Genomic DNA, 24,670 nt, shown 5'->3' with positions numbered 1-24,670 from the left:
TTCATCAGTCGGTAACTGTCATTTAGCTCACAGGTATCGTGAGCAGCGAGAACACCTCGGAAAGGCGGCGCAGGATGGCGACCCCGACGCCGCAGACGGCACCCCCCGGCGGCCTGCGCGAACGCAAGAAGCAGCGCACCCGCGACGCCCTGATCCGCGCGGCCCTCGAACTGTTCACGGAGCAGGGCTACGACGAGACGACGATCGACGAGATCGCGGCGGCGGTGGACGTCTCCCAGCGCACCTACTTCCGCTACTTCGCCAACAAGGAAGAGGTCGCCTTCGCCGTCCAGGAGATGGTCGAGGCCCGCTTCCTCCAGGAGCTGCGGGCCCGTCCGGCGGCCGAGGCGCCGCTGACCGCCCTGCGCAGCGCGGTCATGGTGGCCTGGGACGACATCGGCAACGCGATCGCTTCGGTGGTCCCGGTGGAGCTGCACATGCGCTCATACCAGATGATCGAGTCGACGCCCGCGCTGATCGCCGCGCATCTGCGGCGCTCCTCCGAGCTGGAGGAGGAGATCGCCCGGCTGATCGCCCGGCGGGAGGGGCTGGACGTGGCGGCCGACCCGCGGCCGCGGGTGCTGGTCGCGGCGTTCAGCGGCGTGATGCGGGTGGCGGGGAAGGTGTGGAGCGAGGGGCAGGACTGCAGTGTGGAGGCGATCCGCTCACTGACGCAGTCCTACCTGGACCACATGGCGCCGGCGATCGCGGGCGACTGGCGGCCGGGCGGTCCCGGCGGCGCCCGCGTCAACGCTGAGTAACCAACGCCCCACTTTCGCGTGATCATTTGCGCGCCTCATGAGACCGCTTCTGCACGCCTGAGCACCGAAAATCCCTGCCAACTGTCCGGTTTGATCCATTTACCCGGCCTGAAACGTGAGATGGATCACGCGATCAGCGGGCACCCTGCCCGGTCTCCTAGGGTGGCCCGCGGTGACTTCTTTCCCGGGCCTCGGGCCTTCCTTCGGTTTCCTGCAGTCCACCGCCTGGCGCGCGGCACTCGCCTTGGTGGTGGTGTTCGTGATGCTTGCCCTGACCGGATGGACGGCCATCAGAGGCACCAAGGGCGACGCCAACCCGCTGGCCACCGCCCGGGCCGCCTGGCAGCACGCCACCTTCCACGGGCGCCCGCTGCCCGACCCGCACGCCACCCCCACCAAGCTGCGCGCCTTCTTCTCCTCGCTGGACCGCTCCGAGCGGCGGCGGCTCGCGGCCCGCTATCCGCTGGTCGTCGGCAACATGGGCGGCGCCCCCGTAGAGCTGCGCTACCGCGCCAACCGGATGGCGATCGACGAGGCCCGCGCCATCGAGCGGCGGCGGATGACCGACCACCGGCTCACGCCCGTCGGCCGCCAGGAGGCGGGCCAGATGATGCACCGCCTCGAATCGCTGCGGAGCGGCGGCCGCCGGATCCTCGCCTTCGATCCCGCCGGCGGCGGCCGGGCCGCCGAGGTCTTCGGCGACCTCACCAAGGCCCGCCGGGTCTCCGTCGTCGTCCCCGGGGTCGACACCAACCTCTCGACGTTCGAGCGGACGGCCCGCGCCACGACCGCGCCCGTCGGCATGGCCCGCTCCTTGTACGACGCCGAGCGCCAGGTGCGGCCCGGCGCCCGTACGGCCGTGATCGCCTGGGCCGACTACACCTCGCCGGCCGGCGTCGGCGTGGAGGCCGCCACCGGACAGCTCGCCAAGGCCGGCGCCGTCCGGCTGACGGAACTGGTCGGCTCGCTGCCCCCGGCCGACTCCGTCTCACTGTTCTGCCACAGCTACGGCTCCGTCGTCTGCGGCGTCGCCGCCCGCGACCTGCCCTCCAGCGTCACCGACATCGCGGTGGCCGGCAGCCCCGGCATGCGGGCCGGAAGCGTGGCGGGGCTGGGCACGCGTGCCCGGGTCTGGGCGATGCGGGACGCCGACGACTGGATCCAGGACGTGCCGTATCTGGAGGTCGGCGGGCTCGGCCACGGCGCCGACCCGGTCGATCCGTCCTTCGGCTCGCGCGTCCTGTCCGCCCACGGCGCCGTCGGGCACGCCGGCTACTTCGCCCCCGGCACCGGCAGCCTGCGCAACTTCGCCCTGGTCGGGGTCGGCGCGGTCACCTCCGTCCACTGCGCGGGCGCGGACCCCCGCTGCGCCACGGACCTCGCCTGACCCATGACGCCCCACGGCGGCCGGGCGCGCGGGAGCCCGCCCGCGGCCCGTCGCCTCTCGACGCGCGTAGCGGAAGGTGCCCGGAAGGGGGGCGGCCGAGCGACCGCCCGCATACGATGAGCCGCATGGGTGATGTGCTGGCCGGTTTTCACGCCGTCTGGGAGTTCGACACGGACTCCGTACTCATCCGCTTCGAACGGGGGATCCGCAGGCCGAAGCTGTTCCAGGCGCTCGGCGAGCGACGCATTCCGTACGAGGCGTTGAGGTCCGTCGGGCTGTCCGAGGGCAGACGCGGCACGGTGGTGCTGCACGCCGTGCCACGGCACGGCGCCGACCCCCTGATGGAGGCGGCGGACGGACAGCTCAAGGAGGACGCCGACCCCTACCGGCTGGTGCTGCCGGCCGAGCGCGAGACGCTGGCGGAGTTCTACGCCGACGAGCTGCGCTCCGCGCTCGGTCCGGATGCCGTCAAGCCCGCCGACCGCCATCTCGTGGCGGCGCCGGAGCCCCCGCTGACCTTCAAGGCGTACGACGCCAAGGCGTCCTTCGACGGCCGGTCGGTCGCCTTCCGCTGGTTCTGGACGGGCGCGTCGTCGGCCAAGTGGAAGAGCGGCGACCAGACCTTCGCGGTCGGCGAGCTGTCCGGGGTGGAGTGGCGCTCCCCGGAGATCTTCAACGGCTATCTGCGGCTGCTGGAACGCGGGGCGCCCGACGCGGTGCCGGGCGAGGCCGACCAGGACCCGGCCGCGGTGGTCTTCGGGCTGGGCTACGGCCCGGTCCACGAATCGCTGCCGTTCGCCGCCGCCGTCCTCCAGGCCGTACGCGCCGCCGAGGCGGTAGCCGACCCGGCGGGCCGCGAACCGATGCGCCGGGCCGGGGAGACCCGCCGCGACCCGGCCGACATCGCCGACCGGATACGCCACCTCGGCGAACTCCACGGGGCGGGGCTGCTGACGGACGACGAATTCAGCGCGAAGAAGGCCGAGTTGCTGGCGGAGCTGTAGGGCGGAGGCGACGCCCCAACCCCCGCTACGACGCGTCGAGCGACTCCGCGAAGGCCAGGCCCCGCAGCGCCAGTTCCTCTGTCGCGTAGCGCCCTTCCACCGTGGCCTCCACGTCGAACCGCTCCATGACCGCCGGCGGGTAACCGATGAGTTCGAGCGCCCGGCTGGGCAGTGCCTGACGGGACGCCTCCTCCGACTCCCACAGGAGGATGGCTCCCCATCTGTTGCGCCGAGCGTCGGTGACCCACACCTTCAGGCGCAGCCCGGGCACGTCGGCGAACGCGCGAACCGATTCGTCCCGCAGGTACCGCCGCATCGACTCGATCGTCTGGCCCGAAGCCGACAGGTCCCACCACACGATGTCCGCGCGCATGACTACTCCCGCCCGGCGGACGTGAACGTCATGTCCGCGTAGCGCTCGCCCGCGACCTGGCCGGCGATCGGGTCCAGCAGCGCGAGGTCCTCCTCGCTCAGGGCGATCCGCGTGGCGGCGGTGTTCTCCTCGATCCGGGAGCGCTTGCGGGTGCCGGGGATCGGGACGACGGCCAGGCCGTGCGCGGTGGCCTGGTGCCGCAGCCACGCCAGGGCGATCTGGCCCGGGGTGGCGTCGTGCCTCTCGGCGACCTTGCGTATCGGCTCCAGCAGGGCGGCGTTGGCGGTCGCGTTGTCGCCGGTGAAGCGGGGCTGCTGACGGCGGAAGTCGTCCGCGCCGAGCTCCTTGTCGGCGCTGACGAAGGCGCCTGTCAGGAAGCCGCGGCCGAGCGGCGAGTACGGCACGAAGCCGATGCCGAGCTCGGCGGCCGCCGGGACCACGCCGTCCTCCACGTCCCTGCTGAACAGCGACCATTCGGACTGCACGGCCGCGATCGGGTGCACGCCCTGCGCCACGCGCAGTTCGGCGCCGGTCACCTCGCTCAGCCCGAGGTGCTTGACCTTGCCCTCGGCCACCAGCTCCGCCATGGCGCCGACCGTCTCCTCCAGCGGCACGTTCACATCGCGGCGGTGCATGTAGTAGAGGTCGATCTCGTCCACGCCGAGCCGCCGCAGGCTCGCCTCGGCGGCCTGGCGGATGTAGGCGCGGTCGTTGCGGATGACGCGCTTGGCCGGGTCCTCCGGGTCGAGGGCTATCGCGAACTTGGTGGCCAGGACGATCTTCTCGCGGTGCGCGCGGACGAACGGCGCGAGGAACTTCTCGTTCTCCCCCATGCCGTACATGTCGGCGGTGTCGTAGAGCGTCACGCCCAGTTCGAGCGCCCGCTCCAGGGTCGCCCGGGCCTCGTCGGCGTCGGTCGGGCCGTAGGCGAAGCTCATGCCCATGCAGCCCAGGCCCTGCACCCCGACGCGGGGGCCGCCGGTGCCCAGTTCGACCGTTTCCATCGTCTCGCTCCCCATGAGGACCTCAGAACCTTTCGGACGCCCGCCGGGCGTCGGCATAGATGTCGATCTTGTGGTCGAGGACGTCCAGCGTGCTGCGCAGCTCCGCGATGCGCTGCCGTACGTCCTCGCGGTGCGCGGTCAGCAGGGCCTCGCGCTCGGCGAAGGTGCTCTCACCGGCCCGCACCAGCTCGGCGTAGCGGACCATGTCCGCGACCGGCATGCCGGTCAGCCGCAGCTTCGTCACCAGGCTCAGCCAGTCCAGGTCGCGGTTGGTGAAGCGGCGCTGCCCGGTGTGCGTGCGGTCCACGTGCGGCATCAGGCCGATCCGCTCGTACCAGCGCAGGGTGTGGGCGCTGAGCCCGGTGTGGTCGGCCACCTCGCTGATCGTGTACTGGTCGCGGCCGGCCGGCCGCGGGTGCGCGGGCGTACCGCTGCAGCCCGCGGGCCTCGGGGGGATTTCGTCCGCCCGCCCCGGTCGTCCGCCGGTCGCGAGCGCCCCGCCCGTCATCGGTTCGCTGTGCGTCACCGTCATGCCGCGTCCCCCTCCTCGCCGGGTCCGTCCCGGCATTCGCCGGATCTGCCTCGACGGGACCCCACGCTAGAGGCTTCGAGTGCACTCCAAGCAAGCGCGGGCCGGGCCCGGATACACGGTTCGTTAGGCTCGGGGCATGCAGAGCCTGCGGATGATCGAGAACTGGCCGGTGCCCACCGCTGCGGCCGCCGTCGTACGAGCGGACGGCACGGTGGCCGGATCGTACGGCCCCACCGAGCACCGCTTCCCGCTGGCGTCGGTCACCAAGCCGCTGGCCGCCTACGCCGCGCTGCTGGCCATCGAGGAGGGCGCCATCGAGCTGGACGAGCCGGCCGGCCCGCCCGGGTCGACCGTCCGTCACCTGCTCGCGCACACCTCCGGGCTGGCCTTCGACGAGCAGCGCACGATGGCCGAGCCGGGCACCCGGCGGCTGTATTCCAACACCGGCTTCGAGGTGCTGGGCGACCACCTCGCCAAGGCGACGGACATCCCCTTCCCCCAGTACCTCCACGAGGCGGTGCTCGAACCGCTCGGCATGACCGCGACCGAGCTGCCCGGCTCACCCGCCAAGGACGGCGTCTCGACGGTCGCGGACCTGACCCGGTTCGCCGCCGAGCTCCAGGCCCCGCGACTGCTGTCGCGGCAGACGCTCGCGGAGGCGACGTCGGTGGTCTTCCCCGGCGTCACCGGTGTGCTGCCCGGCTACGGCCACCAAAAGCCCAACGACTGGGGGCTGGGCTTCGAGATCCGCGACGGCAAGGCGCCGCACTGGACGGGCGCGTCGTCCTCGCCGCGCACTTTCGGGCACTTCGGGCAGTCCGGCACGTTCTTGTGGGTGGACCCGGACGCGGGCGCGGCGTGTGTCGCGCTGTCCGACCGCGCCTTCGGTCCGTGGGCCGTCGAGGCGTGGCCGGCGCTGACCGACGCGGTGCTCGCCGAACTGCGCTGAGCCGCCGGAAACCGATGAGCCCGTGAACCGGTGAGGGGCCGCTCGCGCCCCGCGGCTCAGCCGTACACCGGCTCCGGCCCCATTTCCCAGACCAGGCATTCCGCGGCCGCCAGGGCGCCCAGCTCCAGCCCCCGCGCGTCGGTGATCCGGGCCGCGTCACCGGCGTCGAGCCGTTCCTCGCCGAGACGTACCGCGCCCCGCACCACCTGCACATACGCCCGGGGCGCGTCGGGCACGGCGGTGCGCTCACCGGCGCCCAGGCGGCGGACGTGCAGCATCGCGCCGGCCCGGGGCACGGCGTACGGCGTGCCGTCGGCGATGCCGCGCACCACCTCGTAGGCCGGCTCCCCGCCGAACTCGGCCGGTGCCAGCCACATCTGCACGAAGCGCAGCGGCCGCTCACCGTCGTTGCGCTCGATGTGCCGGACGCCGCCGGCCGAGGAGAGCCGCTGGAGGTCGCCGGGACGTACGGTGGTGCGGTGGCCCGCCGAATCGCGGTGGGTCAGCTCGCCCTCCACGACCCAGGTCACGATCTCGGTGTCGCGGTGCGGGTGCTCGTCGAAGCCGGCGCCGGGCGCCAGCCGCTCCTCGTTGCAGGCGATCAGCGCGCCGAAGCGCAGATTGTCCGGATCGAAGTGCGGCCCGAAGGAGAAGGCGTGGAGCGACTCGATTCCGGCGTCCGCGTCGTGATCCCGATAGCGCTCCGCGGCCCTGCGCACCTCAATCATGGAGCCACCGTAGCCCCGCCGCGTCACCACCTCGCCCCGATAGTGCAGGCTTGTCCCGTGTCTGAACCCGCATCGCGCGCCCCGCACCCGCACACCGCGACCCTCCGCCGCCTGGAGAAGTCGGCCGGCAAACTGGCGGCCGCGGCCATCGCCCGCATGGATGCCACGCTGCCGTGGTACCGCGCGATGCCCCCGGAGAACCGCTCCTGGATCGGCCTGGTGGCGCAGGCCGGCATCGCCGCATTCACCGAGTGGTTCCGGCATCCCGAGACGCCGCAGGCCATCAGCACCGATGTCTTCGGTACGGCGCCCCGCGAGCTGACCCGGGCGATCACCCTGCGCCAGACCGTGGAGATGGTCCGCACGACCATCGAGGTCATGGAGTCCGCGATCGACGACGTCGCGGCGCCCGGTGACGAGTCGGTGCTGCGCGAGGCGCTGCTCGTGTACGCCCGGGAGATCGCCTTCGCCACCGCGCAGGTCTACGCCCAGGCCGCGGAGGCGCGCGGCGCGTGGGACGCGCGGCTGGAGTCGCTGGTGGTCAACGCCGTGCTGTCCGGCGAGGCCGACGAGGGCGCTCTCTCGCGCGCCGCGGCACTGGGCTGGAACTCCCCCGAACACGTCTGCGTGCTGCTCGGCACGGCCCCCGACGGGGACAGCGAGCTGACCGTCGAGGCGATCCGGCGGGCCGCCCGGCACGCCAAGCTCCAGGTGCTCACCGGCGTTCTGGGCAGTCGCCTGGTGGTGATCGCCGGTGGCTCCGACAATCCGCTGAAGGCCGCGAAGTCCCTGATCGGCCCGTACGCGGCCGGTCCCGTGGTGGCCGGCCCGGTGGTCTCCGACCTGCTCGCCGCGACCCGTTCCGCGCAGGCCGCGGCCGCCGGACTGCGGGCGTGCGCGGCCTGGCCGGACGCGCCCCGGCCGGTCCTGGCGGACGATCTGCTGCCCGAGCGCGCGATGGCGTCGGACCCGGTCGCGCGCGAGCAACTGGTGGAGGAGATCTACAGACCACTGGAGGAAGCGGGATCGGCGCTCCTGGAGACGCTGAGCGTCTATCTGGAGCAGGCGAGCAGTCTTGAGGGGGCGGCGCGGATGTTGTTCGTGCACCCCAACACCGTGCGCTATCGGCTGCGACGTGTGACGGACGTCACCGGATGGTCACCCTCCGATGTGCGCTCCGCGTTCACTTTGCGTATCGCGCTGATCCTGGGGCGTCTGGCTGACGGTGAGGCCCAGCCCTAGACTTTTGTCGGACACCAACAATTCCCCCGATGGTTCTTCGTCCCTGTCCTCACGGGCGGGCGGAACCTCCCGCAAGAGAGAGTGTGAGGGTGCTCGTACTCGTCGCTCCCGGCCAAGGCGCTCAGACGCCCGGCTTCCTGACCCCCTGGCTCGACCTCCCCGGTGTCGAAGACCGGCTCCGTGAGTGGTCCGCGGCCATCGACCTGGACCTGGTCCACTACGGCACGAAGGCCGACGCGGACGAGATCCGCGACACCGCGGTGGCGCAGCCCCTGCTGGTGGCGGCCTCCCTGGTCTCCGCCCGGCAGTTGCTGGCGACTCCCGAGGACTTCGCCGCGCAGGTCGGCGCCGCCGCCGGCCACAGCGTCGGCGAGCTGGCCGCCGCCGCGCTGACCGGCACGCTGACGGAAGGCGACGCGATGTCGCTGGTGCGTCGGCGCGGGCTGGCCATGGCCGAGGCCGCGGCCGTCACCGAGACCGGCATGGCCGCGCTCCTGGGAGGCGACGAGGCCGTCGTCGTACCGCATCTGGAGAGGCTGGGCCTGACCCCGGCGAACGTGAACGGCGCGGGGCAGATCGTCGCGGCGGGCACGGCGGAGCAGATCGCCGCGCTGGTCGCGGACAAGCCGGAGGGCACCCGCCGGGTCGTACCGCTCCAGGTGGCCGGCGCGTTCCACACGCACCACATGGCGCCCGCCGTCTCGACCCTGGAGTCGGCGCTCACCGAACTGTCGGTCGCCGACCCGCACACCCGTTACGTCTCCAACAAGGACGGTCAGGTGGTCTTCTCCGGCCAGGAGCTGGTGCGCCGGCTGGTGGGCCAGGTGGCCAACCCCGTCCGCTGGGACCTGTGCATGGAGACCTTCAAGGAGCTCGGCGTCACCGCGCTCATCGAGGTGGCGCCCGGCGGCACGCTGGTCGGTCTGGCCAAGCGTGCCCTGCCCGGTGTGCGCACCCTCGCACTCAAGACGCCCGACGACCTCGACGCGGCGCGCACGCTCATCGCCGAGCACCGCTCTCCCGTCGCCGACTCCTCGGCCGAATAAGGAGCCCCACGCGCATGACCTCGAAGATCAAGCCTGCCAAGGGTTCCCCGTACGCGCGGATCATGGGCGTCGGCGGCTACCGCCCGACCCGTGTCGTGCCGAACGAGGAGATCCTCAAGCACATCGACTCCTCCGACGAGTGGATCCGCTCCCGGTCGGGCATCTCCACACGCCACTGGGCCGGCCCGGACGAGACCGTCGCCACCATGTCGGTGGAGGCGTCCGGCAAGGCCATCGCCGACGCCGGGATCACGCCCGAGCAGATCGGCGCCGTGGTCGTCTCGACCGTGTCGCACTTCAAGCAGACCCCGGCCATCGCGACCGAGATCGCGCACCGCATCGGCGCGGGCAAGCCGGCCGCGTTCGACATCTCGGCGGGCTGCGCGGGCTTCGGCTACGGCCTGACGCTGGCCAAGGGCATGGTCACCGACGGGTCCGCGGAGTACGTCCTGGTCATCGGCGTGGAGCGGCTCTCGGACCTGACCGACCTGGAGGACCGCGCGACGGCCTTCCTGTTCGGTGACGGCGCCGGCGCGGTGATCGTCGGTCCCGCCAAGGAGCCGGCGATCGGCCCGACCGTCTGGGGCTCGGAGGGCGACAAGTCCGAGACCATCAAGCAGACCGTGGCCTGGGACGAATACCGTACGACTCCGGTGCCCGGCGGCAACGGTCCCCAGGAGCGCACGGCGCCCGAGGCGATCCGTTACCCGGCCATCACCCAGGAGGGCCAGGCGGTCTTCCGGTGGGCGGTGTTCGAGATGGCGAAGGTCGCCCAGCAGGCGCTGGACGCGGCCGGAGTCAGCGCGGACGACCTGGACGTCTTCATTCCGCACCAGGCCAATATGCGGATCATCGACTCGATGGTGAAGACTCTGAAGCTGCCGGAGAGCGTGACGGTCGCCCGTGACGTGGAGACCACCGGCAACACCTCGGCCGCCTCCATTCCGCTCGCCATGGAGCGGCTGCTGGCGACCGGCCAGGCCAAGAGCGGCGACACCGCGCTGGTCATCGGCTTCGGGGCGGGTCTCGTCTACGCCGCGACGGTCGTTACCCTCCCCTAGGCAAGATCTGCGCAGCGCCGTACGTCTTCGGATGTGTCGGCCGCTGTACAGCGCTTTACCGAAATAACGCAGTTTCCCCCTAAAGACCGAAGGAGCGCCATCATGGCCGCCACTCAGGAAGAGATCGTCGCCGGTCTCGCAGAGATCGTGAACGAGATCGCCGGGATCCCCACCGAGGACGTCCAGGTGGAGAAGTCCTTCACCGATGACCTCGACGTCGACTCGCTGTCCATGGTCGAGGTCGTCGTCGCCGCCGAAGAGCGCTTCGACGTGAAGATCCCGGACGACGACGTCAAGAACCTCAAGACGGTCGGCGACGCGACCGACTACATCCTCAAGCACCAGGGCTGATCCAGCCGCTGCGCATGTCGCCACCCCGCGGTGGCGCCGTCGATTCAGACCCCTCTACCCGTGGAGTAAGAATTCCCGTGAACGCGACCAATCGCACCGTGGTCGTCACCGGTATCGGCGCAACCACACCGCTGGGTGGCGACAGCGCTTCGACCTGGGAGGCCCTCCTCGCCGGCCGGTCCGGTGTGGGCAGCCTCGACCAGGACTGGGCCGCTGAGCTGCCTGTCCGTATCGCCGCTCAGGCGGCCGTCGACCCCGCTGAGGTCATCCCCCGGGCGCAGGCCCGCAAGCTGGACCGCTCGGCGCAGTTCGCGCTGATCGCGGCCCGCGAGGCATGGGCTGACGCCGGTTTCACCGCGCGGGCCGGCGAGGACACCTCGGTGGACCCCGACCGGCTCGGCACCGTCATCGCCTCCGGTATCGGCGGCGTGACCACCCTGCTCGGCCAGTACGACGTGCTCAAGGAGAAGGGCGTACGCCGCGTCTCCCCGCACACCGTGCCGATGCTGATGCCCAACAGCCCGTCCGCCAACGTCGGCCTGGACGTGAACGCCCGCGCGGGCGTGCACACCCCGGTCAGCGCCTGCGCGTCCGGCTCGGAGGCCATCGGCTACGCCATCGAGATGATCCGTACGGGCCGTGCGGACGTCGTCGTCGCCGGCGGTACGGAGGCGGCGATCCACCCGCTTCCCATCGTCGCGTTCGGCAACATGATGGCGATGTCGAAGAACAACGACGACCCGCAGGGCGCCTCGCGTCCGTACGACGCCGACCGCAACGGCTTCGTCATGGGCGAGGGCTCCGGCGTGATCGTCCTGGAGTCGGCCGAGCACGCCGCCAAGCGCGGCGCGCGGATCTACGCCGAGGCCGTGGGCCAGGGCATCTCCGCCGACAGCCACGACATCGTGCAGCCCGAGCCCTCCGGCAACGGCATCGCGCACGCCCTGCAGAACCTCCTGGACGCCAGCGACCTGGACCCGGCCGAGATCGTGCACATCAACGCGCACGCCACCTCGACCCCGCAGGGCGACCTGGCCGAACTGAAGGCGCTGCGCAAGGTCTTCGGTGACCACGTGGACCACATGGCGATCTCCGCCACGAAGTCCATGACCGGTCACCTGCTGGGCGGCGCGGGCGGTATCGAGACGGTCGCCTCCATCCTGGCGCTCTATCACCGGACGGCGCCGCCGACGATCAACATCGAGAACCTCGACCCCGAGGCCGAGGCGGACATCGTCCGCGACGAGGCCCGCGAGCTGCCCGCCGAGGGACGCATCGCGGCACTGAACGACTCGTTCGGCTTCGGCGGTCACAACGTCGTGCTGGCGTTCCGCTCGGTCTGACCGATCGGCAGGAGGGTCCGAGGCTTCCGGATCCGCAGAGGTGAGAGGGCCCGCCCGGTTGACTCCGGGCGGGCCCTCTTCGTACGCCTCGGCGGCTTCAGCCGTCGGGTCCCTCGGAGTCGGCGAAACCGGCGAAGTACGCCGCCGCGCCGTCCTCTTCGCCGTGGCCCTGGGCCTCCGCCCGGCGAAAGCGTTCCGCGGCCGCCACGGCCAGGTCCATCCGTACGCCGGCCCGCCGCGCCGCCTCCGTGATCAGACGGGCGTCCTTGCGCGCCCCGGACACCGTGAAACTGGCGGGGTACTCGCCCGACAGGATCAGCTCCGCCTTCATCCGCAGATACGGCGCGTCGAGCGGCCCGCCCGCGACGGCGCCCAGGAAGTCGCGTGGGTCGACCCCGAGCCCCTGGGCGAGCGCGAGCGCCTCCCCGGCGCCGCTGATGAGGGTGAGCACCCAGCTATTGACGACGAGCTTGAGCCGGCTCGCGGCCCCGCTCGCCCCGTCCTCGCCGACCCACCGCGTGGTACGCCCGACGATGTCGAAGACGACCTCCGCCCGCTCCCGCGCCTGTGGCGGACCGGCCGCCAGGACCGTCAACTCGCCGCTTTCGGCGGGCGCTCTGGTGCCCAGGACGGGGGCGTCGACGAACCAGAGGCGGTGCTCGGCGGCGAAGCGGGCGAGCGGCGCCGGCCCTTCGGTGCCCACCGTGCTCATCTGGAGCCATACGGCGTCCGGCGCGAGGCCGGGGGCGGCCTGGCGCATCGCGTCGAGGACGGCCGGCCCGTCGAGCAGCATCGTCAGGACCACCGCCGCGCCGTCCACGGCCTCCGCCGGGGTGCCGGTGATCCGGACCCCGTCGCCGGCCAGGGGCTCGGCCTTGGCGCGCGTACGGTTCCAGGCGCGGACGTCCAGGCCGACCCGGGCGAGGTTGCGGGCCATCGCGGTGCCCATGATTCCAGTGCCGAGGACGGCCACTGAGGTGTTGTCAGCCATGCCGGCACGCTAAGTGGTGGAGCGGACTCGAAGGCAACTCCGCGTCGGCCGGGCGCCCGTGGGCGCCTTCAGACCACCTGGCCTTCAGACCACCTGGTGGAGCCAGCGGACGGGGGCGCCCTCACCCGCGTACCGGAACGGCTCCAACTCGTCGTCCCAGGGCTTGCCCAGCAGTTTGGAGACCTCGGCGGCCAGTTCGGTCTCGCCGCGCGCGGAGCGGGCGACCGCGGCGCGCAGCCGGTCCTCGGGGATGAGGATGTCGCCGTGCAGTCCCGTGACGGCGTGGAAGATGCCCAGGTCGGGGGTGGAGCTGTAGCGCTCGCCCTCGGCGGTGGAGCAGGGTTCCGCGGTCACTTCGAAGCGCAGCAGGTGCCAGCCGCGCAGCGCGGAGGCCAGCTTGGAGGCGGTGCCGACCTCTCCCTGCCAGGAGAATTCGGCTCTCCAGGTGCCGGGGGACGCCGGCTGGCGGATCCAGTCGAGATTGACGCGCACGCCGAGGACGCCCGCCACGGCCCATTCGACGTGCGGGCACAGCGCGCGCGGAGCGGAGTGGACGTACAGAACTCCACGTGTCGTCACCGGGACCTCCAGTGCGGTTCGAGGTTCGCCTTCCCCAGCGGCCTCGTGCCCGTTCCGGTTCGCGGCCGGGACAGCTATCGACATTCTGCCCCAGTGATCACTTCGGCACCAGCATGCGAGGTGACCTACAGTAAACACCATGAGGCGTAATTTGCCGCAAAAGGGACAGGAAATGACGTGTTGTAATTTGGCCGTGCCAACTGCACATACCACTTCGGGTCACTGCCCGGCAGGCACACGGCCAAGCTATCGCGCGGCACGGACCGAAGGGTGACGTACCGTCGGTACCGGAAGAGATATCACTCGCACGCCGGAGGGGACAGGGGATGACGCCGACCGATCGGCCCGCTCGCGCCCGCGATCGCCGGTCAACCGCGCGCACCCGCCTCGCCGCCGTCACCGCCTCCGCCCTCCTGGCCCTCGCCGGCTGCGGCTCCGGGGAGGGGGCCACCCCGCACTCCAGCGCGACGGGCGGTCACGCGACCGCGCCGGCGGGTCCGGCCTGGCGCACCCATCCCCGTTCGATCGCGGCGCTCGGTGACTCCATCACCGTCGGTTTCGACGCCTGCGCGGTGCTCTCCGACTGCCCGGAGGTCTCCTGGGCCACCGGCACCGACCCCAAGGTCGGCAGTCTGGCCCGGCGGCTGGTCGAGCGCCCCGCCACCCATAGCTGGAACCACGCCAGGACCGGCGCGCTGATGCGCGATCTGCCCGACCAGATAGCCGAGGCCGCAAGCCACCGGCCCGAGCTGGTCACGGTCCTGATCGGTGCCAACGACGCGTGCCGCCGCGACGTCCGGGCGATGACCCCGCGGGCCGCGTTCCGCGCCGACTTCGCGCGGGCTGTCAAGACGCTGCGGCGCGCGCTGCCGCGCACGCAGTTGTATGTCGCCGCCGTACCGGACCTGTTGCGGCTGTGGTCGGAGGGGCGCAAGAACCGGCTGAGCAAGCAGGTGTGGAAGTTGGGGATCTGCGGGTCGATGCTGCGCGATCCGGACGACCTGACGAAGACGGCGGCGGACCGGCGCGCACGGGTACGAGACCGGGTGATGGCGTACAACACGGCGCTGGAGGACGTGTGCCGGAAGGACGCCCTGTGCCGGTTCGACAGGTCGGTCTTCGACTACCGCTTCACCGGGCAGCAGTTGAGCACCTGGGACTGGTTCCATCCGGGCCTGCGCGGACAGCGGGAACTCGCGGCGCTGGCGTACCGGGCGATCACGCGGGAGGAACCGCGGGCGTAGGGGCTGAAATGGCCTGACCTCGCGTCAATATCCGGGTACCCCCTAGGGGCACGGGGCCGCGAAGGTCATACCGTTCGGTGACGACCGCGGCGGACGGCGGCGGGAGGATGGGGCCAGATCGCTTCACCCGCCTCGTTCCACTCACTCCGGGAGACCTCTCACCATGGCCCGCCTGCGCACCGCTGCTCCTCTTCTCCTGTCCTGTGCGGCGCTGACCGCGCTGGTCACCGGCTGCTCTCTGACGGACATAGGGCCGGGCAAGAAGGCCGAGCGGACGTATCCGGTGCGCGGCGAGGTCACGGCGCTGTCGGCGACGACGCACGGCGGGAACATCGAAATCGTTCCGGTCGACGCCGGCGGCTCGGTGCGGGTGACCGAGAAGTACGAGTACAACCAGCGGAAGCCGAGCCCGGAGCACACCCTCGAGGACGGCCGGCTCACGCTGACGGCCGACGACTGCGGCAGCACCTCGCACCGGTGCGAGGTGAACTACCGCGTCCTGCTGCCCCGGAACGCCTCGGTGGACCTGCACACCAGCGGCGGGGACATCACCGTGCGCGGCGCCTCCGGCGGCATCACCGCGGAGACGAGCGGTGGTGACATCACCGTCAAGGACTCCGCGGCGCGCAAGGCCGACGTGAAGACCAGCGGCGGGGACGTCGAGGTCACCCTGACCGCGGTGCCCGACGACGTGTCGGGGCGGACCAGCGGCGGCGACGTCACCATCCGCCTGCCGAAGGGCACCTACGCGGTGGACGCCTCGACCAGCGGCGGCACCCGTAAGGTCACCGTCCCCACGGACGACGGTTCCGGGCACAAGGTGTCCGCCACGACCAGCGGCGGCAATGTGACGGTGATCCCGCGATGAGGCTGCCATGACGTCAGGTGACGGTGACCTCCGCGGTCAGCCGGCGGTCGTCGACGCTGCGGGCCGCCTCGACGCGGTAGACGCCCGGGACGCGGCGCCAGGCGCCGCGCGCCGACCGGCCCGGCCGGGTCTCCTGCGCCGCGTCCTCGCCGCCGTGCGGGCCCTCGCGGGCCGCTTCGTCCCAGATCTCGAAGGCGCGGCGCGGCAGCGGGATGCCGGCCTCGGCGCTCTCGCCGGGTCCGGCCTCCACGACGGCGAAGCCGGCCAGCCGGCGGACCGGGCGCTCGGGACCGCCGTCGGCGTCGGTGGGCGCCAGGTAGATCTGGACGACCTCACGGCCGGCCCGCTTCCCGGTGTTGCGCACCCGGACCCGCACCGAGTCCGCGGTCGCCTCCAGCGTCTCGTAGGCCCAGTCGGTGTAGCCGAGGCCGTGGCCGAAGGGGTAGGCGGGCCGCGTGCCGGACCGCTCCCAGGCGCGGTAGCCGATGAAGAGGCCCTCGGAGTAGTCGAGTCGGCCGTCGACGGGGGTGACGCGGGTGACGGGTGCGTCCTCCAGGCGGGCCGGCCAGGTCGTCGGGAGCCGGCCGCCCGGCTCGCGCGCCCCGAGCAGTACGTCCGCCAGCGCGGCCCCGCCCTCCTGGCCGGGGAACCAGCTCAGCAGCACCGCGGGGACCTTCTCGCGCCACGGAAGCTCCACCGGGGAGCCGGAGTTGACGATCACGACGGTGTGCGGGTTGGCGGCGGCGACGCGGGTGACCAGCTCGTCCTGGCGGCCGGGCAGCCGCAGGTCGGTGCGGTCGAAGCCCTCGGACTCGACCTCCTCCGTGGTGGCGACGACCACGACGGCCACATCCGCGGCCGCCGCCGCGCGGACCGCCGCCGCCAGCTCCGCGTCGGGGTCGGACCGCGGTTCGCTGTGGCCGAGGGCGAAGCTCAGCGCGTTCGTGCCGATGCCGAGCCCCGCGCCGGGCGGCACGTACCGCAGCGTCACCGCGACCGGCTCACCGTGCGTCAGCGGGGCTGTCACCCGCCGCTCGACGGGGTGCATCAGGCTCTCGAACGGGTCGTTGCCCTCCGGTGCGCAGTGGTCGTCGAAGAGGACCGACCCGCCGACGGTCAGCCGCAGCTCGCCGGTGCCGGACACGGCGAAGGTGTGGGTGCCGGTGGCGCGCGGGGTGAAGGTGCCGGTCAGCTCGACGGCGTGGAGGTTGTGGCGGGTGACGCCCTCGGGAAACGTCCCCATGGCCAGGACCCTGCCGTCGAACTGCGGGGTCTCGGCGAGTGGGCGGCCGTCCTCGGCGAGGTAGCGGGCGCGCAGCGTGAAGCCGTCGCGGGCGTGGGGGAGGCGGGTGCGGGGGTCGGCGCCGACGGCGAAGGTGATCCGTACGTCGTCGGGCAGCGCCGCGCGCAGGCCCGCCAGCGGGGAGACGATCGCGTCGGGGAAGACGGCGGCGGAACCGCCGCCGAGCACCCGGGCGTCGCGGGCCGCCGCCCCGATGACGGCGATCTCGCGGACCGCGGCGGCGTCGAGCGGAAGGGCCCGCCGCCCGCCTCCCACCGGCTCGTTGCGCAGCAGGACGCACGCTCGCCGGGCGATCTCGCGCGCCACCGCGCGGCCGTCGATGCCCCGCGGCACGGCGTCCGGGGCGACGGCGGCCGGCGCACCCGCCAGGCATCCGGTGCGCGCGGCCAGCAGCAGCACCCGGCGCACCGCCTCGTCCACCTCCGACTCGGCGACCTCCCCGGCGCGCACGGCCGCGGCGAGCGGGGCGCCGAAGACCGTGCGGGGCCCGGGCATCGCCACATCCAGGCCGCCGCGCAGGGCGCGGACGGTGTGCCGGGCCGCCGTCCAGTCCGAGATGTTGCAGCCGTCGAAGCCCCACCGGCCGCGCAGGACGTCGTGGACGAGGTGGCGGTGCTCGGTCATCGTCGAGCCGTTGACCCGGTTGTAGGCGGTCATGACGGCCCAGGGGCGGGCGGCGGCGACGAGGTGCTCGAAGGGCGCGAGGTAGAGCTCGTGCAGGGGGCGCGCGGCGATGCGGTTGTCGACCGTGAGGCGGTCGGTCTCGGCGTCGTTGCCGACGAAGTGCTTGACCGTCGCGCCGATACCTCCCTCCTGGACGCCACGGACGTAGCCGGCGCCGATCGCGCCGGTCAGCAGCGGGTCCTCCGAGTAGCACTCGAAATGGCGGCCGCCGAGCGGCGAGCGGTGCAGGTTGACGGTCGGCGCGAGCAGCACGTGGACGCCCTTGCGGCGCGCCTCCTGGGCGAGGAGGTGGCCGGCGCGGCGGGCCAGCTCCGGGTCCCAGGTGGCGGCCAGCGCGGTGGGGCTGGGCAGGGCCACCGAGGGGTCCTCGGCACTCCAGCCCCGCCCGCGCACCCCGACCGGGCCGTCCGACATCACCAGCGACGCCAGTCCGATGCCGGGCACGGCCGGCAGCGTCCACATGTCCTGACCGGACAGCAGCGCGGCCTTGGTGTCCAGGTCCAGCGCGGCGAGCGCCCGCTCGACGGCCTCGGAGTGGTCGGGGCCAGGATGCGGGTGGGGGCCGGGATCGTGGTGGTCGGTCATACGGCGCTCCTGAGTGACGTACGGGCCTCCTACCTGGATCGATACCCACTCGCCGACCGTCCGGTAGGCATGGTTATGAAAAAGTTATCATCATCCAATGAAAACCGCTCGCGGGGGTTACCCTCGGCCGGTGACTGCGAAAGATCAGGACGGGCCGCGTTGTGTACGGCCGGGTGGCGGCGGGCGGGAGGCCCAGCGGGCGGAGCGGCGCGAGGCCATCCTGGAGGCCGCCATGGAGCTCATCTCCGAGCGTGGCTACCGCCGGACCTCACTGGCCGCCGTCGCCGAGCGCGCCGGGCTGAGCCAGCAGGGGCTGCTGCACCACTTCCCCACGAAGGAGCTGCTGCTGGTCGGCGTCCTGGAGGCCCGCGACCGCTGGGATCTCGCCTCGGCGGCGGCGACCGCCGCCGGTACCTGGCGCACCGACATCCTGGCCCAGCTAGTCGACTACAACGCCACCCGGCCCCGCATCGTCCAGACGTACACCGTCCTGTCGGCGGACAGTGTCACCGAGGACCACCCGGCCCGCGCGTTCTTCGAGGCCCGCTTCCGGTCCGTACGGGAAGCGATGGCCCACCTGCTGCACGCCGAGTACGGCGAGACCCTCCCCGGCGGCCTGACGCCGGAACAGGCGGCGCCGCTGCTGGTCGCCGTCATGGACGGCTTGCAGCTCCAGTGGCTGCTGGACCCGGAGAACGTCGACATGCCGGCGGCGTTCCGGGACTTCCTCGCGCTGCTCGGCCCCGGCGGGGAGGAGCCCGGCGCCGGGAGCGGTGCGGATGAACGCCTCTAGAACCAGGCGGCTTTGACCACGGCGTCACGGCGTGGTCCGCCTCGGCCGTCCGTACGGAGAAGTCGCGCAGGTCGCCGTGGTGGGCGAGGAAGATGTCCTTGACCGCCGCTTCGTCCCAGCCGCGGAACGCCGCGCGGAGCTTGGCGCCGGCCGTCCCCCACAGGCCGTCGAACGATGCGGCGGAGGCGGAGGCGGAGGCGGAGGCGGAGGCGGCGGCCGTGTAGAGATGGTCGACGAGAGGGAAGTCCTTCTCGATGGAGTCGGCGATGCCCGCGGCGTACTCGGCCGGGCGCTCCGGGTGGGCGGCCGTCGGCGTCACCGGATGGGTGTGAGGCAGGAGGCGGTGGCACCGTCGCGGCTGTATTCGGGGTCGGAGACGTAATCGCCGTCGGAGCAGTGCGCGCCGAGCGAGTCCAGTCGGCGGGTCACGCGGTACTGCGCGTCGGCCGCTCCGCAGTCGGTGACCTCCAGGTCCTGCCGGCTCCAGTCGCCGTCGTTGCGTACGCAGTCACCGACCGCGAGGGTCGGCGGACCGAAGCCGCCGCCGACCGCCGCCACCAGGGCCAGCGTGGGCACCGCGAGGACGAGGAGGGCCACCGGCAGCAGGAACAGCAGCGCCACGGGCCGGCGCAGCAGCGACCTGCCGGGATCGAGGGGCGGCCGCCAACCGCCCACCGGGGCGGCCAGTTTGCGGAAGCGAGCGCGGGGGGCGAGGTTCAGCAGCAGAGTGAGCGGGGTGATCGCCACGGACAGCGGGCCCCACCAGCCCTGCCACAGCGTTCTCGCGGACATGTCGCGGTAGGTCGCCAGCCCGCAGGAACGGCAGAACACGCCCCGGACGCTGAGGAACCGCATCACGACGACGAAGCCCTGGTGGCCGCGCACGGTGGCCTCCACGGCGGGCACCGACCCGCAGAACTGGCAGCCGGGCGGGCCGGGTTGCGGAGCGGGGGGCGGCTGGTGTCCGGCGTACGGGTGCGGGTGCGGGTGCGGGCCCGGGTGGGGCGCTCCTTGTGGCGGGACGTAGGGGCCGGTGGGCTGGGGCCCGTAGGGCTGGGCGTACGGGCCGCCGGGGTGGCCGTGCGGTGGTGGTGGCGGGTTGGCCACGGAGATCCCCCTCGGTCTCTGGGCGCCACCGGAGCCGGTGACGACGCAGCACCTTATCCGCGGGGGTCAGGAGCGGGCCGTCCGGGCCTGGTTACGGGCCCGGACGACCCGTTACGGTCGCGAGCCCCGGCCCGACCCGCTCAGGCGGCCCCGGCGCCCCCGGCGCTCGCCGCCGCTCCCCTGCCGCGCCAGGCGCTCAGCGTCAGATGGGCGAGGACGCCGAGGACCAGGCCCCAGAAGGCGGAGCCGATGCCGAAGAGGGTGACCCCGGAGGCGGTGGCCAGGAAGGTGACCAGGGCGGCTTCGCGGTCCTTCTCCTCCTGGACGGCGCCGGTCAGCCCGCCCGCCAGCGCGCCGAACAGGGCGACCCCGGCCAGCGCGGCCACCAGTTCCTTGGGCAGGCCCGCGAACAGCACCACGAGGGTCGAGCCGAAGGCCCCGATGACCAGGTACCACATGCCGGCGGCGATTCCCGCGACGTAGCGGCGTCCGGGGTCGCGGTGCGCGGCCGGGCCGGTGCACAGCGCGGCGGTGATGGCCGCGAGGTTGACGGCGTGGGAGCCGAAGGGGGCGAGCGCGGTGGAGACCAGGCCGGTCGATCCGATCAGCAGCCGGTCGTCGGGGCGGTATCCGGAGGCCGTGAGGACGGCCATGCCGGGGGCGTTCTGCGAGGCCAGGGTGGCGAGGATCAGCGGGACAGCGATGCCGATGAGCGAGGCGACCGAGAACGCGGGCGTGGTGAGCACCGGCCGGGCGAATTCGAGGTGGTCCAGGCGGATGTGCAGCCGCGCGGTGGCGCCGCTCACCGCCACACCCGCGACGAGGGCCGCCAGCACGGCGTAGCGGGGCAGCCATCGCTTGCCGAGGAGGTACGCCAGGAGGACCGTCCCGGCTATCAGGGGCGCGGTCTTGAGGGACGTGAAGACGCCGGTGCCGAAGGAGAAGAGGATGCCGGCGAGCATCGCGGACACCACGGCCGGCGGCACCCGGCGCATCAGCCATCCGAACACCCCGGTCAGGCCGACGAGCGCGATGACGACACCGGTGACGAGGAACGCCCCGACCGCCTCCGCGTACGGATACGCCCCCAGGCTGGTGACCAGGAGTGCGGCACCCGGGGTGGACCAGGCGGTGATGACCGGCATCCGGGTCCGCAGGCTGAGGCCCAGACAGGTCAGGCCGCTGCCGACGGAGATCGCCCAGACCCAGGAGCCGGTGTGGGCCGCGTCGAGGTGTCCGGCGGAGGCGGCGGCCAGCACGATGACCAACGGGCCGGAGTAGGACACGACCACGGCCACGAATCCGGCGAGGATCGCGGAGAGCGACAGGTCGCGTCGCAGGCGGGGGCGGCGGTCGGTGGTGTCGCCGGTGGTGGCGTTGCCGGTGGTGGTCTTGCCAGTGGTGGTGGCGTCGTCCCTCGTGGCGTTGTCTCTGTTGGTGTTGTCTCTGTTGGTGTTGCCGGTGGTGCTGGTGTCGGAGCTCAACGGTTGTCCCTCGCAGCGCGTTCGGTACCTCGACGGCATCGGCAGCCCGGAGTTCGCGTCCCGCCCGTTGTCGCCCAGAGCCCCCGAACCGCGACGTACGCACCCTCGCACAGCGGGTCCGCCGGGTGGCGGGTATTTTCCGTGATTCGAGACGCGCAGTTCACGGCATAGGTTCGCGGAGTAGGTCCACGGAGTAGCTTCGCGGAGTAGGTTCGCTGAGTCAGGGGGGCTCGCTCGGTTCGGTGGTGCGGCCGGTTCTCTACCGCCCGCGGGCGCGCAGCCGCTTTACTCGCCCCATGACTCACATACGCACCAGGCTGGGCGCGCTCGGCGTCGCCCTCGCCGCCGTCGTCCCCCTGTCCTTGACGGCTCCCGCGGCGACCGCGGCGACCGCGGCGACGACAACGACCACGGTGGAGGAAGGGCGGCTGGCGCAGGCCCCGCCCCAGGAGATCCTGCGACGCAGCGGATTCGACCGGTGGGAGCGGGAGTTCGCGCGGGGCCTGGCGCGGGTGGCGACGTACCCGGGGGCGCGGCGGTACGTCACTCGCGAGGGGCGGGCGCTGTGGCGGCACGCCGTGGACCGCGCGCAGGGGCGCGAGGGCGTGCAGCCGCAGGAGCATCGCGCGGGAGACGGCCCGGAGCCGGCGGGCGGCGCTCTGAGCCGGGATGACGACCGGCCGCTGTACTGGGCGCGCCTGGCCATGACGAGGGAACTGCGGTCGTGGCAGCCCGGTTTCGACCTCTCGGACACCGAACGCACCACGCTCCTGGGCGCCTTGGAGCGGACCTCGCGCGGGCAGGACAGCCTGGACCTGCCCGCCGGAAAGCACGTCCTGCGCATCGTCGTGACCGGTTTCGATCCGTTCCAACTGGACGCGGACGCGCGCCGCAGCAACCCGTCGGGGGCGGCGGCGCTGGCGCTCGACGGGACGACGGTCCGTACGGCGTCGGGACGTCCGGCGCGGATCGAAACGGCTGTCTTCCCGGTGCGGTGGGCCGATTTCGCGGAGGGGACGGTGGAACGCACGCTGCTGCCGCACCTGCGCGGTGGGGCGCGGCAAGTGGATCTGTTCACGACCGTCAGCCAGGGCCGGCCGGGACGGTTCGACGTGGAGCACACCAACGGGGCCTGGCGGGGCGGCTATCCGGACAATGAGCGGGTGTCGTCGACGGGGACCGTGCCCGTTCCGGCGGGGGTGCCGACGGTGTTGCCGCAGCCGCAGTGGACGACCACCAGCCTGCCGTACGAGCGGATCGTCGCGGCCGGCACCGGGCCGTATCCGGTGCGCGATCACACCGCCGTCACCGAGATCCCGGCGGGCGGCACCGAGCCGGTCGAGCGGCCGGACGGCCCGACACCGGGCTCCACGGCCCGTGCCGGAGGTGGCGGCGACTATCTGTCCAACGAGATCGCCTACCGGGCGACGCTGCTGCGGGACGCGGTGGCGCCGGAACTCGCGGGTGGTCATCTGCACACCCCTGTGCTGGCGTTCGGCCCCGGCAACACGGACCCGGCGACCGGTGCGGTCACCGATCCGGAGTTCGTACGGAACCGGATCGCGATCACCGGACAGGTGCGGGCGATCGTGACGGTGGCGGCGTCGGCGGTGGAGGCACGGAGGGCGTAGGTACGGATGGCGGAGGGGCTCCCGCCGCCCGCACGGACCGGACATCATAGGTGGATGATCATCGCTGCCGCACAGTTCCCGCCGGTCCCCGGCGACATCGAAACCAACGCCGCGCGGATGGCCGCGCTCATCACCGAGGCCGCCGGGCGCGGCGCAGGTCTGGTCGTCTTCGCCGAACTGGCGCTGACGCAGTACGACCTGGCCGCGATAGCCGCCGATCCGGAGCGGCTCACGCTCGCCCCGGACGATGCGCGGCTGGCGCCCGTACGGGACGCCTGCCGGGCGGGCCGTGTCGGCGCCGTCGTGAACGCGGCGGGCCGACCCACCGCCGGCGGTCGCGGTCCGGCCATCGCCTCGTTCGTCTACGGGCCGGACGGCGCGCTGCTCACCCGCTACGACAAGCGCCATCTGTCCGGGGCGGAGAACGACCTCTTCGCGCCGGGCACCGCCGACGGCCGATTCACCCTGGGCGGGATCCGGTTCGCGCTCGCCACCTGCTACGACACCAGCTTCCCCGAGGTGGCGGGGCGGGCCTCGGCAGACGGCTGCGGGGTGTATCTGGCCAGTTCGTTCCACGGTTCGGCGGAGCGCGTGGCGCGGTACGGGGACCTGGCCCGCGAGCACGGGCTGCACGTCCTGCTCGCCAACGGCACGGGCGTCGGCAGCGCCGGTCCGGGCTGCGGCCTCAGCGGCGCCTGGCTGCCCACCGGGGAACGGGTGGCGTCCGCCGGGGAGTGGGCGGCGTCCGGCGGAGAGCGGGTGGCGTCCGGCGGGCAGGGTGCGGAGCCGGGGGCGGTGGGTGAGCTGGTGCTGACCGACGTCCGGGAGGCGATCACGTTGATGGCGGACCCGGCGGTGGCCGCGATCGGGGTACGGGAGTGCGGGGAGCCGCTGCTGGACGTGCGGACCGCGGCGCCCGGGCTGCGCGTGGCGCGGATGCGGGGCGACGAGCGCGGCGCCGACGCGCTGCTGCGCGAGGGCGTGCTGCGGCGCCTGCTGACGGCGCAGGAGTCACTGCCGGACGGACTGCGGCTGGAGTTCGTCGAGGGCTACCGGCCGCCGGCGTTGCAGCGCCGCTACTTCGAGGAGTACACGCGGGAGTTGCGCGCCGCGCACCCCGACTGGGACGCGCCGCGCCTGCACGCCGCCGCGAGCCGGTACGTCTCCCCGCCGGAGATCGCACCGCACAGCGCGGGTGGCGCGGTGGACGTCACCCTGGTCACGGCCGACGGTGGATATGTCGACATGGGGACGCCGGTCAACGCCTCCCCCGAGGACAGCGACGGCGCCTGCTACACGGCCGCCCCGTCCCTCTCACCCGCCGCCCGCGCCAACCGCCGCGTCCTCGGCGCGGCACTGACCTCGGCGGGCCTGGTCAACTACCCCACCGAGTGGTGGCACTGGTCCTACGGTGACCGCTACTGGGCCCTGGCAACCGGAGCGGACCACGCCCTGTACGGCGCGAAGGAGCCGGCGTGAGGGCGCGTACGGCGCGAAGGAGCCGGCGTGAGGGCGCGTACGGCGCGAAGGAGCCGGCGTGAGGGCGCCCGGGTCGTAGCGGTGGGGACGGCCGGGTCGTAGCCGCGTGGGGACGCCGGTGGCGTGGTCGGCGTTGGGCGG

General features: G+C 72.9%; 23 protein-coding genes. 14 read left to right on the top strand and 9 right to left on the bottom strand.

Annotated features, from left to right (window positions below; genetic code table 11):
• Nucleotides 1-74: 74 nt before the first annotated feature.
• The 3 genes from ACZ45Z_RS06615 (at nucleotide 75) to ACZ45Z_RS06605 (ending at nucleotide 3,152) form a co-directional block, all read left to right on the top strand.
• A complete protein-coding gene (locus ACZ45Z_RS06615) occupies nucleotides 75-761 on the top strand; it encodes a TetR/AcrR family transcriptional regulator (RefSeq protein ID WP_468357061.1) in 687 nt (228 codons plus the stop codon).
• 172 nt (nucleotides 762-933) lie between these two features.
• Entirely contained in the window at nucleotides 934-2,148 is a 1,215-nt protein-coding gene (locus ACZ45Z_RS06610; RefSeq protein ID WP_468357058.1) for an alpha/beta hydrolase, read from the top strand.
• 125 nt (nucleotides 2,149-2,273) lie between these two features.
• On the top strand, nucleotides 2,274-3,152 hold the full coding sequence (locus ACZ45Z_RS06605) for a DUF4429 domain-containing protein (protein ID WP_468357055.1): 879 nt from the start codon (nucleotides 2,274-2,276) through the stop codon (nucleotides 3,150-3,152).
• Nucleotides 3,153-3,177: 25 nt separating this feature from the next.
• Here the strand turns inward: ACZ45Z_RS06605 and ACZ45Z_RS06600 are convergent, their stop codons facing one another.
• From ACZ45Z_RS06600 to ACZ45Z_RS06590, 3 genes are read right to left on the bottom strand one after another with little or no spacing between them, the layout of a single operon-like run.
• Nucleotides 3,178-3,525 carry a hypothetical protein gene (locus ACZ45Z_RS06600; RefSeq protein WP_468357052.1) on the bottom strand — a complete coding sequence of 116 codons (348 nt, stop codon included), beginning with the start codon at nucleotides 3,523-3,525 and terminating at the stop codon, nucleotides 3,178-3,180.
• A 2-nt stretch (nucleotides 3,526-3,527) separates the two neighbouring features.
• The gene (locus tag ACZ45Z_RS06595; RefSeq protein WP_468357049.1) at nucleotides 3,528-4,544 is read right to left on the bottom strand and encodes an aldo/keto reductase; all 1,017 of its coding nucleotides are present in this window, start codon (nucleotides 4,542-4,544) and stop codon (nucleotides 3,528-3,530) included.
• Nucleotides 4,545-4,551: 7 nt separating this feature from the next.
• Complete coding sequence (locus ACZ45Z_RS06590; protein WP_468357046.1) at nucleotides 4,552-5,061, bottom strand: MerR family transcriptional regulator; 510 nt, start codon at nucleotides 5,059-5,061, stop codon at nucleotides 4,552-4,554.
• A 136-nt stretch (nucleotides 5,062-5,197) separates the two neighbouring features.
• Between ACZ45Z_RS06590 and ACZ45Z_RS06585 the strand changes: the two genes are divergently transcribed.
• The gene (locus tag ACZ45Z_RS06585) at nucleotides 5,198-6,010 is read left to right on the top strand and encodes a serine hydrolase domain-containing protein (RefSeq protein WP_468357043.1); all 813 of its coding nucleotides are present in this window, start codon (nucleotides 5,198-5,200) and stop codon (nucleotides 6,008-6,010) included.
• 56 nt (nucleotides 6,011-6,066) lie between these two features.
• Here ACZ45Z_RS06585 and ACZ45Z_RS06580 read toward each other — a convergent pair whose 3' ends face one another.
• Nucleotides 6,067-6,738, bottom strand: coding sequence for a pirin family protein (locus ACZ45Z_RS06580; RefSeq protein ID WP_468357040.1), 672 nt, complete (start codon nucleotides 6,736-6,738; stop codon nucleotides 6,067-6,069).
• A gap of 57 nt (nucleotides 6,739-6,795) precedes the next feature.
• Between ACZ45Z_RS06580 and ACZ45Z_RS06575 the strand changes: the two genes are divergently transcribed.
• The 5 genes from ACZ45Z_RS06575 to fabF all read left to right on the top strand — a co-directional run bounded on the left by ACZ45Z_RS06575 (nucleotide 6,796) and on the right by fabF (nucleotide 11,781).
• Nucleotides 6,796-7,980 (top strand): PucR family transcriptional regulator, encoded by a 1,185-nt coding sequence (locus ACZ45Z_RS06575; protein WP_468357037.1) that lies wholly within the window; start codon nucleotides 6,796-6,798, stop codon nucleotides 7,978-7,980.
• An 89-nt stretch (nucleotides 7,981-8,069) separates the two neighbouring features.
• Nucleotides 8,070-9,026: an ACP S-malonyltransferase gene (locus ACZ45Z_RS06570; RefSeq protein WP_468357034.1), complete on the top strand. Its 957-nt coding sequence runs from the start codon at nucleotides 8,070-8,072 to the stop codon at nucleotides 9,024-9,026.
• Between the two features lie 14 nt (nucleotides 9,027-9,040).
• Nucleotides 9,041-10,087, top strand: coding sequence for a beta-ketoacyl-ACP synthase 3 (locus tag ACZ45Z_RS06565; protein ID WP_468357031.1), 1,047 nt, complete (start codon nucleotides 9,041-9,043; stop codon nucleotides 10,085-10,087).
• Between the two features lie 102 nt (nucleotides 10,088-10,189).
• Nucleotides 10,190-10,438: an acyl carrier protein gene (locus ACZ45Z_RS06560; RefSeq protein WP_468357028.1), complete on the top strand. Its 249-nt coding sequence runs from the start codon at nucleotides 10,190-10,192 to the stop codon at nucleotides 10,436-10,438.
• 77 nt (nucleotides 10,439-10,515) lie between these two features.
• Entirely contained in the window at nucleotides 10,516-11,781 is a 1,266-nt protein-coding gene (gene fabF, locus ACZ45Z_RS06555) for a beta-ketoacyl-ACP synthase II (protein ID WP_468357025.1), read from the top strand.
• A gap of 97 nt (nucleotides 11,782-11,878) precedes the next feature.
• Here fabF and ACZ45Z_RS06550 read toward each other — a convergent pair whose 3' ends face one another.
• A complete protein-coding gene (locus ACZ45Z_RS06550; RefSeq protein WP_468357022.1) occupies nucleotides 11,879-12,772 on the bottom strand; it encodes an NAD(P)-dependent oxidoreductase in 894 nt (297 codons plus the stop codon).
• Nucleotides 12,773-12,856: 84 nt separating this feature from the next.
• Nucleotides 12,857-13,351, bottom strand: coding sequence for a DUF3145 domain-containing protein (locus ACZ45Z_RS06545; protein WP_468357018.1), 495 nt, complete (start codon nucleotides 13,349-13,351; stop codon nucleotides 12,857-12,859).
• A gap of 326 nt (nucleotides 13,352-13,677) precedes the next feature.
• On the opposite strand from ACZ45Z_RS06545, the gene ACZ45Z_RS06540 reads away from it, so the two are divergent.
• Nucleotides 13,678-14,595, top strand: coding sequence for a GDSL-type esterase/lipase family protein (locus ACZ45Z_RS06540; protein WP_468357015.1), 918 nt, complete (start codon nucleotides 13,678-13,680; stop codon nucleotides 14,593-14,595).
• 163 nt (nucleotides 14,596-14,758) lie between these two features.
• Complete coding sequence (locus tag ACZ45Z_RS06535) at nucleotides 14,759-15,463, top strand: DUF4097 family beta strand repeat-containing protein (RefSeq protein WP_468357012.1); 705 nt, start codon at nucleotides 14,759-14,761, stop codon at nucleotides 15,461-15,463.
• A gap of 13 nt (nucleotides 15,464-15,476) precedes the next feature.
• Here ACZ45Z_RS06535 and ACZ45Z_RS06530 read toward each other — a convergent pair whose 3' ends face one another.
• Entirely contained in the window at nucleotides 15,477-18,035 is a 2,559-nt protein-coding gene (locus tag ACZ45Z_RS06530) for a glycoside hydrolase family 3 protein (protein ID WP_468357009.1), read from the bottom strand.
• 130 nt (nucleotides 18,036-18,165) lie between these two features.
• On the opposite strand from ACZ45Z_RS06530, the gene ACZ45Z_RS06525 reads away from it, so the two are divergent.
• On the top strand, nucleotides 18,166-18,828 hold the full coding sequence (locus tag ACZ45Z_RS06525) for a TetR/AcrR family transcriptional regulator (protein ID WP_468357006.1): 663 nt from the start codon (nucleotides 18,166-18,168) through the stop codon (nucleotides 18,826-18,828).
• Nucleotides 18,829-19,143: 315 nt separating this feature from the next.
• Here ACZ45Z_RS06525 and ACZ45Z_RS06520 read toward each other — a convergent pair whose 3' ends face one another.
• Nucleotides 19,144-19,935 (bottom strand): LppU/SCO3897 family protein, encoded by a 792-nt coding sequence (locus tag ACZ45Z_RS06520; RefSeq protein ID WP_468357003.1) that lies wholly within the window; start codon nucleotides 19,933-19,935, stop codon nucleotides 19,144-19,146.
• A 140-nt stretch (nucleotides 19,936-20,075) separates the two neighbouring features.
• Entirely contained in the window at nucleotides 20,076-21,419 is a 1,344-nt protein-coding gene (locus ACZ45Z_RS06515) for a benzoate/H(+) symporter BenE family transporter (protein WP_468357000.1), read from the bottom strand.
• 296 nt (nucleotides 21,420-21,715) lie between these two features.
• Here ACZ45Z_RS06515 and ACZ45Z_RS06510 point away from each other — a divergent pair, with 296 nt between their 5' ends.
• Nucleotides 21,716-23,050 carry a pyroglutamyl peptidase gene (locus ACZ45Z_RS06510; protein ID WP_468356997.1) on the top strand — a complete coding sequence of 445 codons (1,335 nt, stop codon included), beginning with the start codon at nucleotides 21,716-21,718 and terminating at the stop codon, nucleotides 23,048-23,050.
• Between the two features lie 54 nt (nucleotides 23,051-23,104).
• Nucleotides 23,105-24,529 (top strand): nitrilase-related carbon-nitrogen hydrolase, encoded by a 1,425-nt coding sequence (locus ACZ45Z_RS06505; protein WP_468356994.1) that lies wholly within the window; start codon nucleotides 23,105-23,107, stop codon nucleotides 24,527-24,529.
• Nucleotides 24,530-24,670 lie beyond the last annotated feature (141 nt).

The organism is Streptomyces sp. NPDC031210, assembly GCF_055570395.1.
The sequence above is the reverse complement of the archived record's forward strand: the minus strand, read 5'-3'. Positions and strand labels throughout refer to the sequence as shown.

Bases quoted from the DNA above. Each gene is read 5' to 3' on its own strand.
- ACZ45Z_RS06615 (WP_468357061.1), top strand. From the start codon at position 75: ATGGCGACCCCGACGCCGCAGACGGCACCCCCCGGCGGCCTGCGCGAA.
- ACZ45Z_RS06605 (WP_468357055.1), top strand. From the start codon at position 2,274: ATGGGTGATGTGCTGGCCGGTTTTCACGCCGTCTGGGAGTTCGACACG.
- ACZ45Z_RS06600 (WP_468357052.1), bottom strand. From the start codon at position 3,525: ATGCGCGCGGACATCGTGTGGTGGGACCTGTCGGCTTCGGGCCAGACG.
- ACZ45Z_RS06595 (WP_468357049.1), bottom strand. From the start codon at position 4,544: ATGGGGAGCGAGACGATGGAAACGGTCGAACTGGGCACCGGCGGCCCC.
- ACZ45Z_RS06590 (WP_468357046.1), bottom strand. From the start codon at position 5,061: ATGACGGTGACGCACAGCGAACCGATGACGGGCGGGGCGCTCGCGACC.
- ACZ45Z_RS06585 (WP_468357043.1), top strand. From the start codon at position 5,198: ATGCAGAGCCTGCGGATGATCGAGAACTGGCCGGTGCCCACCGCTGCG.
- ACZ45Z_RS06580 (WP_468357040.1), bottom strand. From the start codon at position 6,738: ATGATTGAGGTGCGCAGGGCCGCGGAGCGCTATCGGGATCACGACGCG.
- ACZ45Z_RS06565 (WP_468357031.1), top strand. From the start codon at position 9,041: ATGACCTCGAAGATCAAGCCTGCCAAGGGTTCCCCGTACGCGCGGATC.
- ACZ45Z_RS06560 (WP_468357028.1), top strand. From the start codon at position 10,190: ATGGCCGCCACTCAGGAAGAGATCGTCGCCGGTCTCGCAGAGATCGTG.
- ACZ45Z_RS06550 (WP_468357022.1), bottom strand. From the start codon at position 12,772: ATGGCTGACAACACCTCAGTGGCCGTCCTCGGCACTGGAATCATGGGC.
- ACZ45Z_RS06540 (WP_468357015.1), top strand. From the start codon at position 13,678: ATGACGCCGACCGATCGGCCCGCTCGCGCCCGCGATCGCCGGTCAACC.
- ACZ45Z_RS06535 (WP_468357012.1), top strand. From the start codon at position 14,759: ATGGCCCGCCTGCGCACCGCTGCTCCTCTTCTCCTGTCCTGTGCGGCG.
- ACZ45Z_RS06530 (WP_468357009.1), bottom strand. From the start codon at position 18,035: ATGACCGACCACCACGATCCCGGCCCCCACCCGCATCCTGGCCCCGAC.
- ACZ45Z_RS06510 (WP_468356997.1), top strand. From the start codon at position 21,716: ATGACTCACATACGCACCAGGCTGGGCGCGCTCGGCGTCGCCCTCGCC.
- ACZ45Z_RS06505 (WP_468356994.1), top strand. From the start codon at position 23,105: ATGATCATCGCTGCCGCACAGTTCCCGCCGGTCCCCGGCGACATCGAA.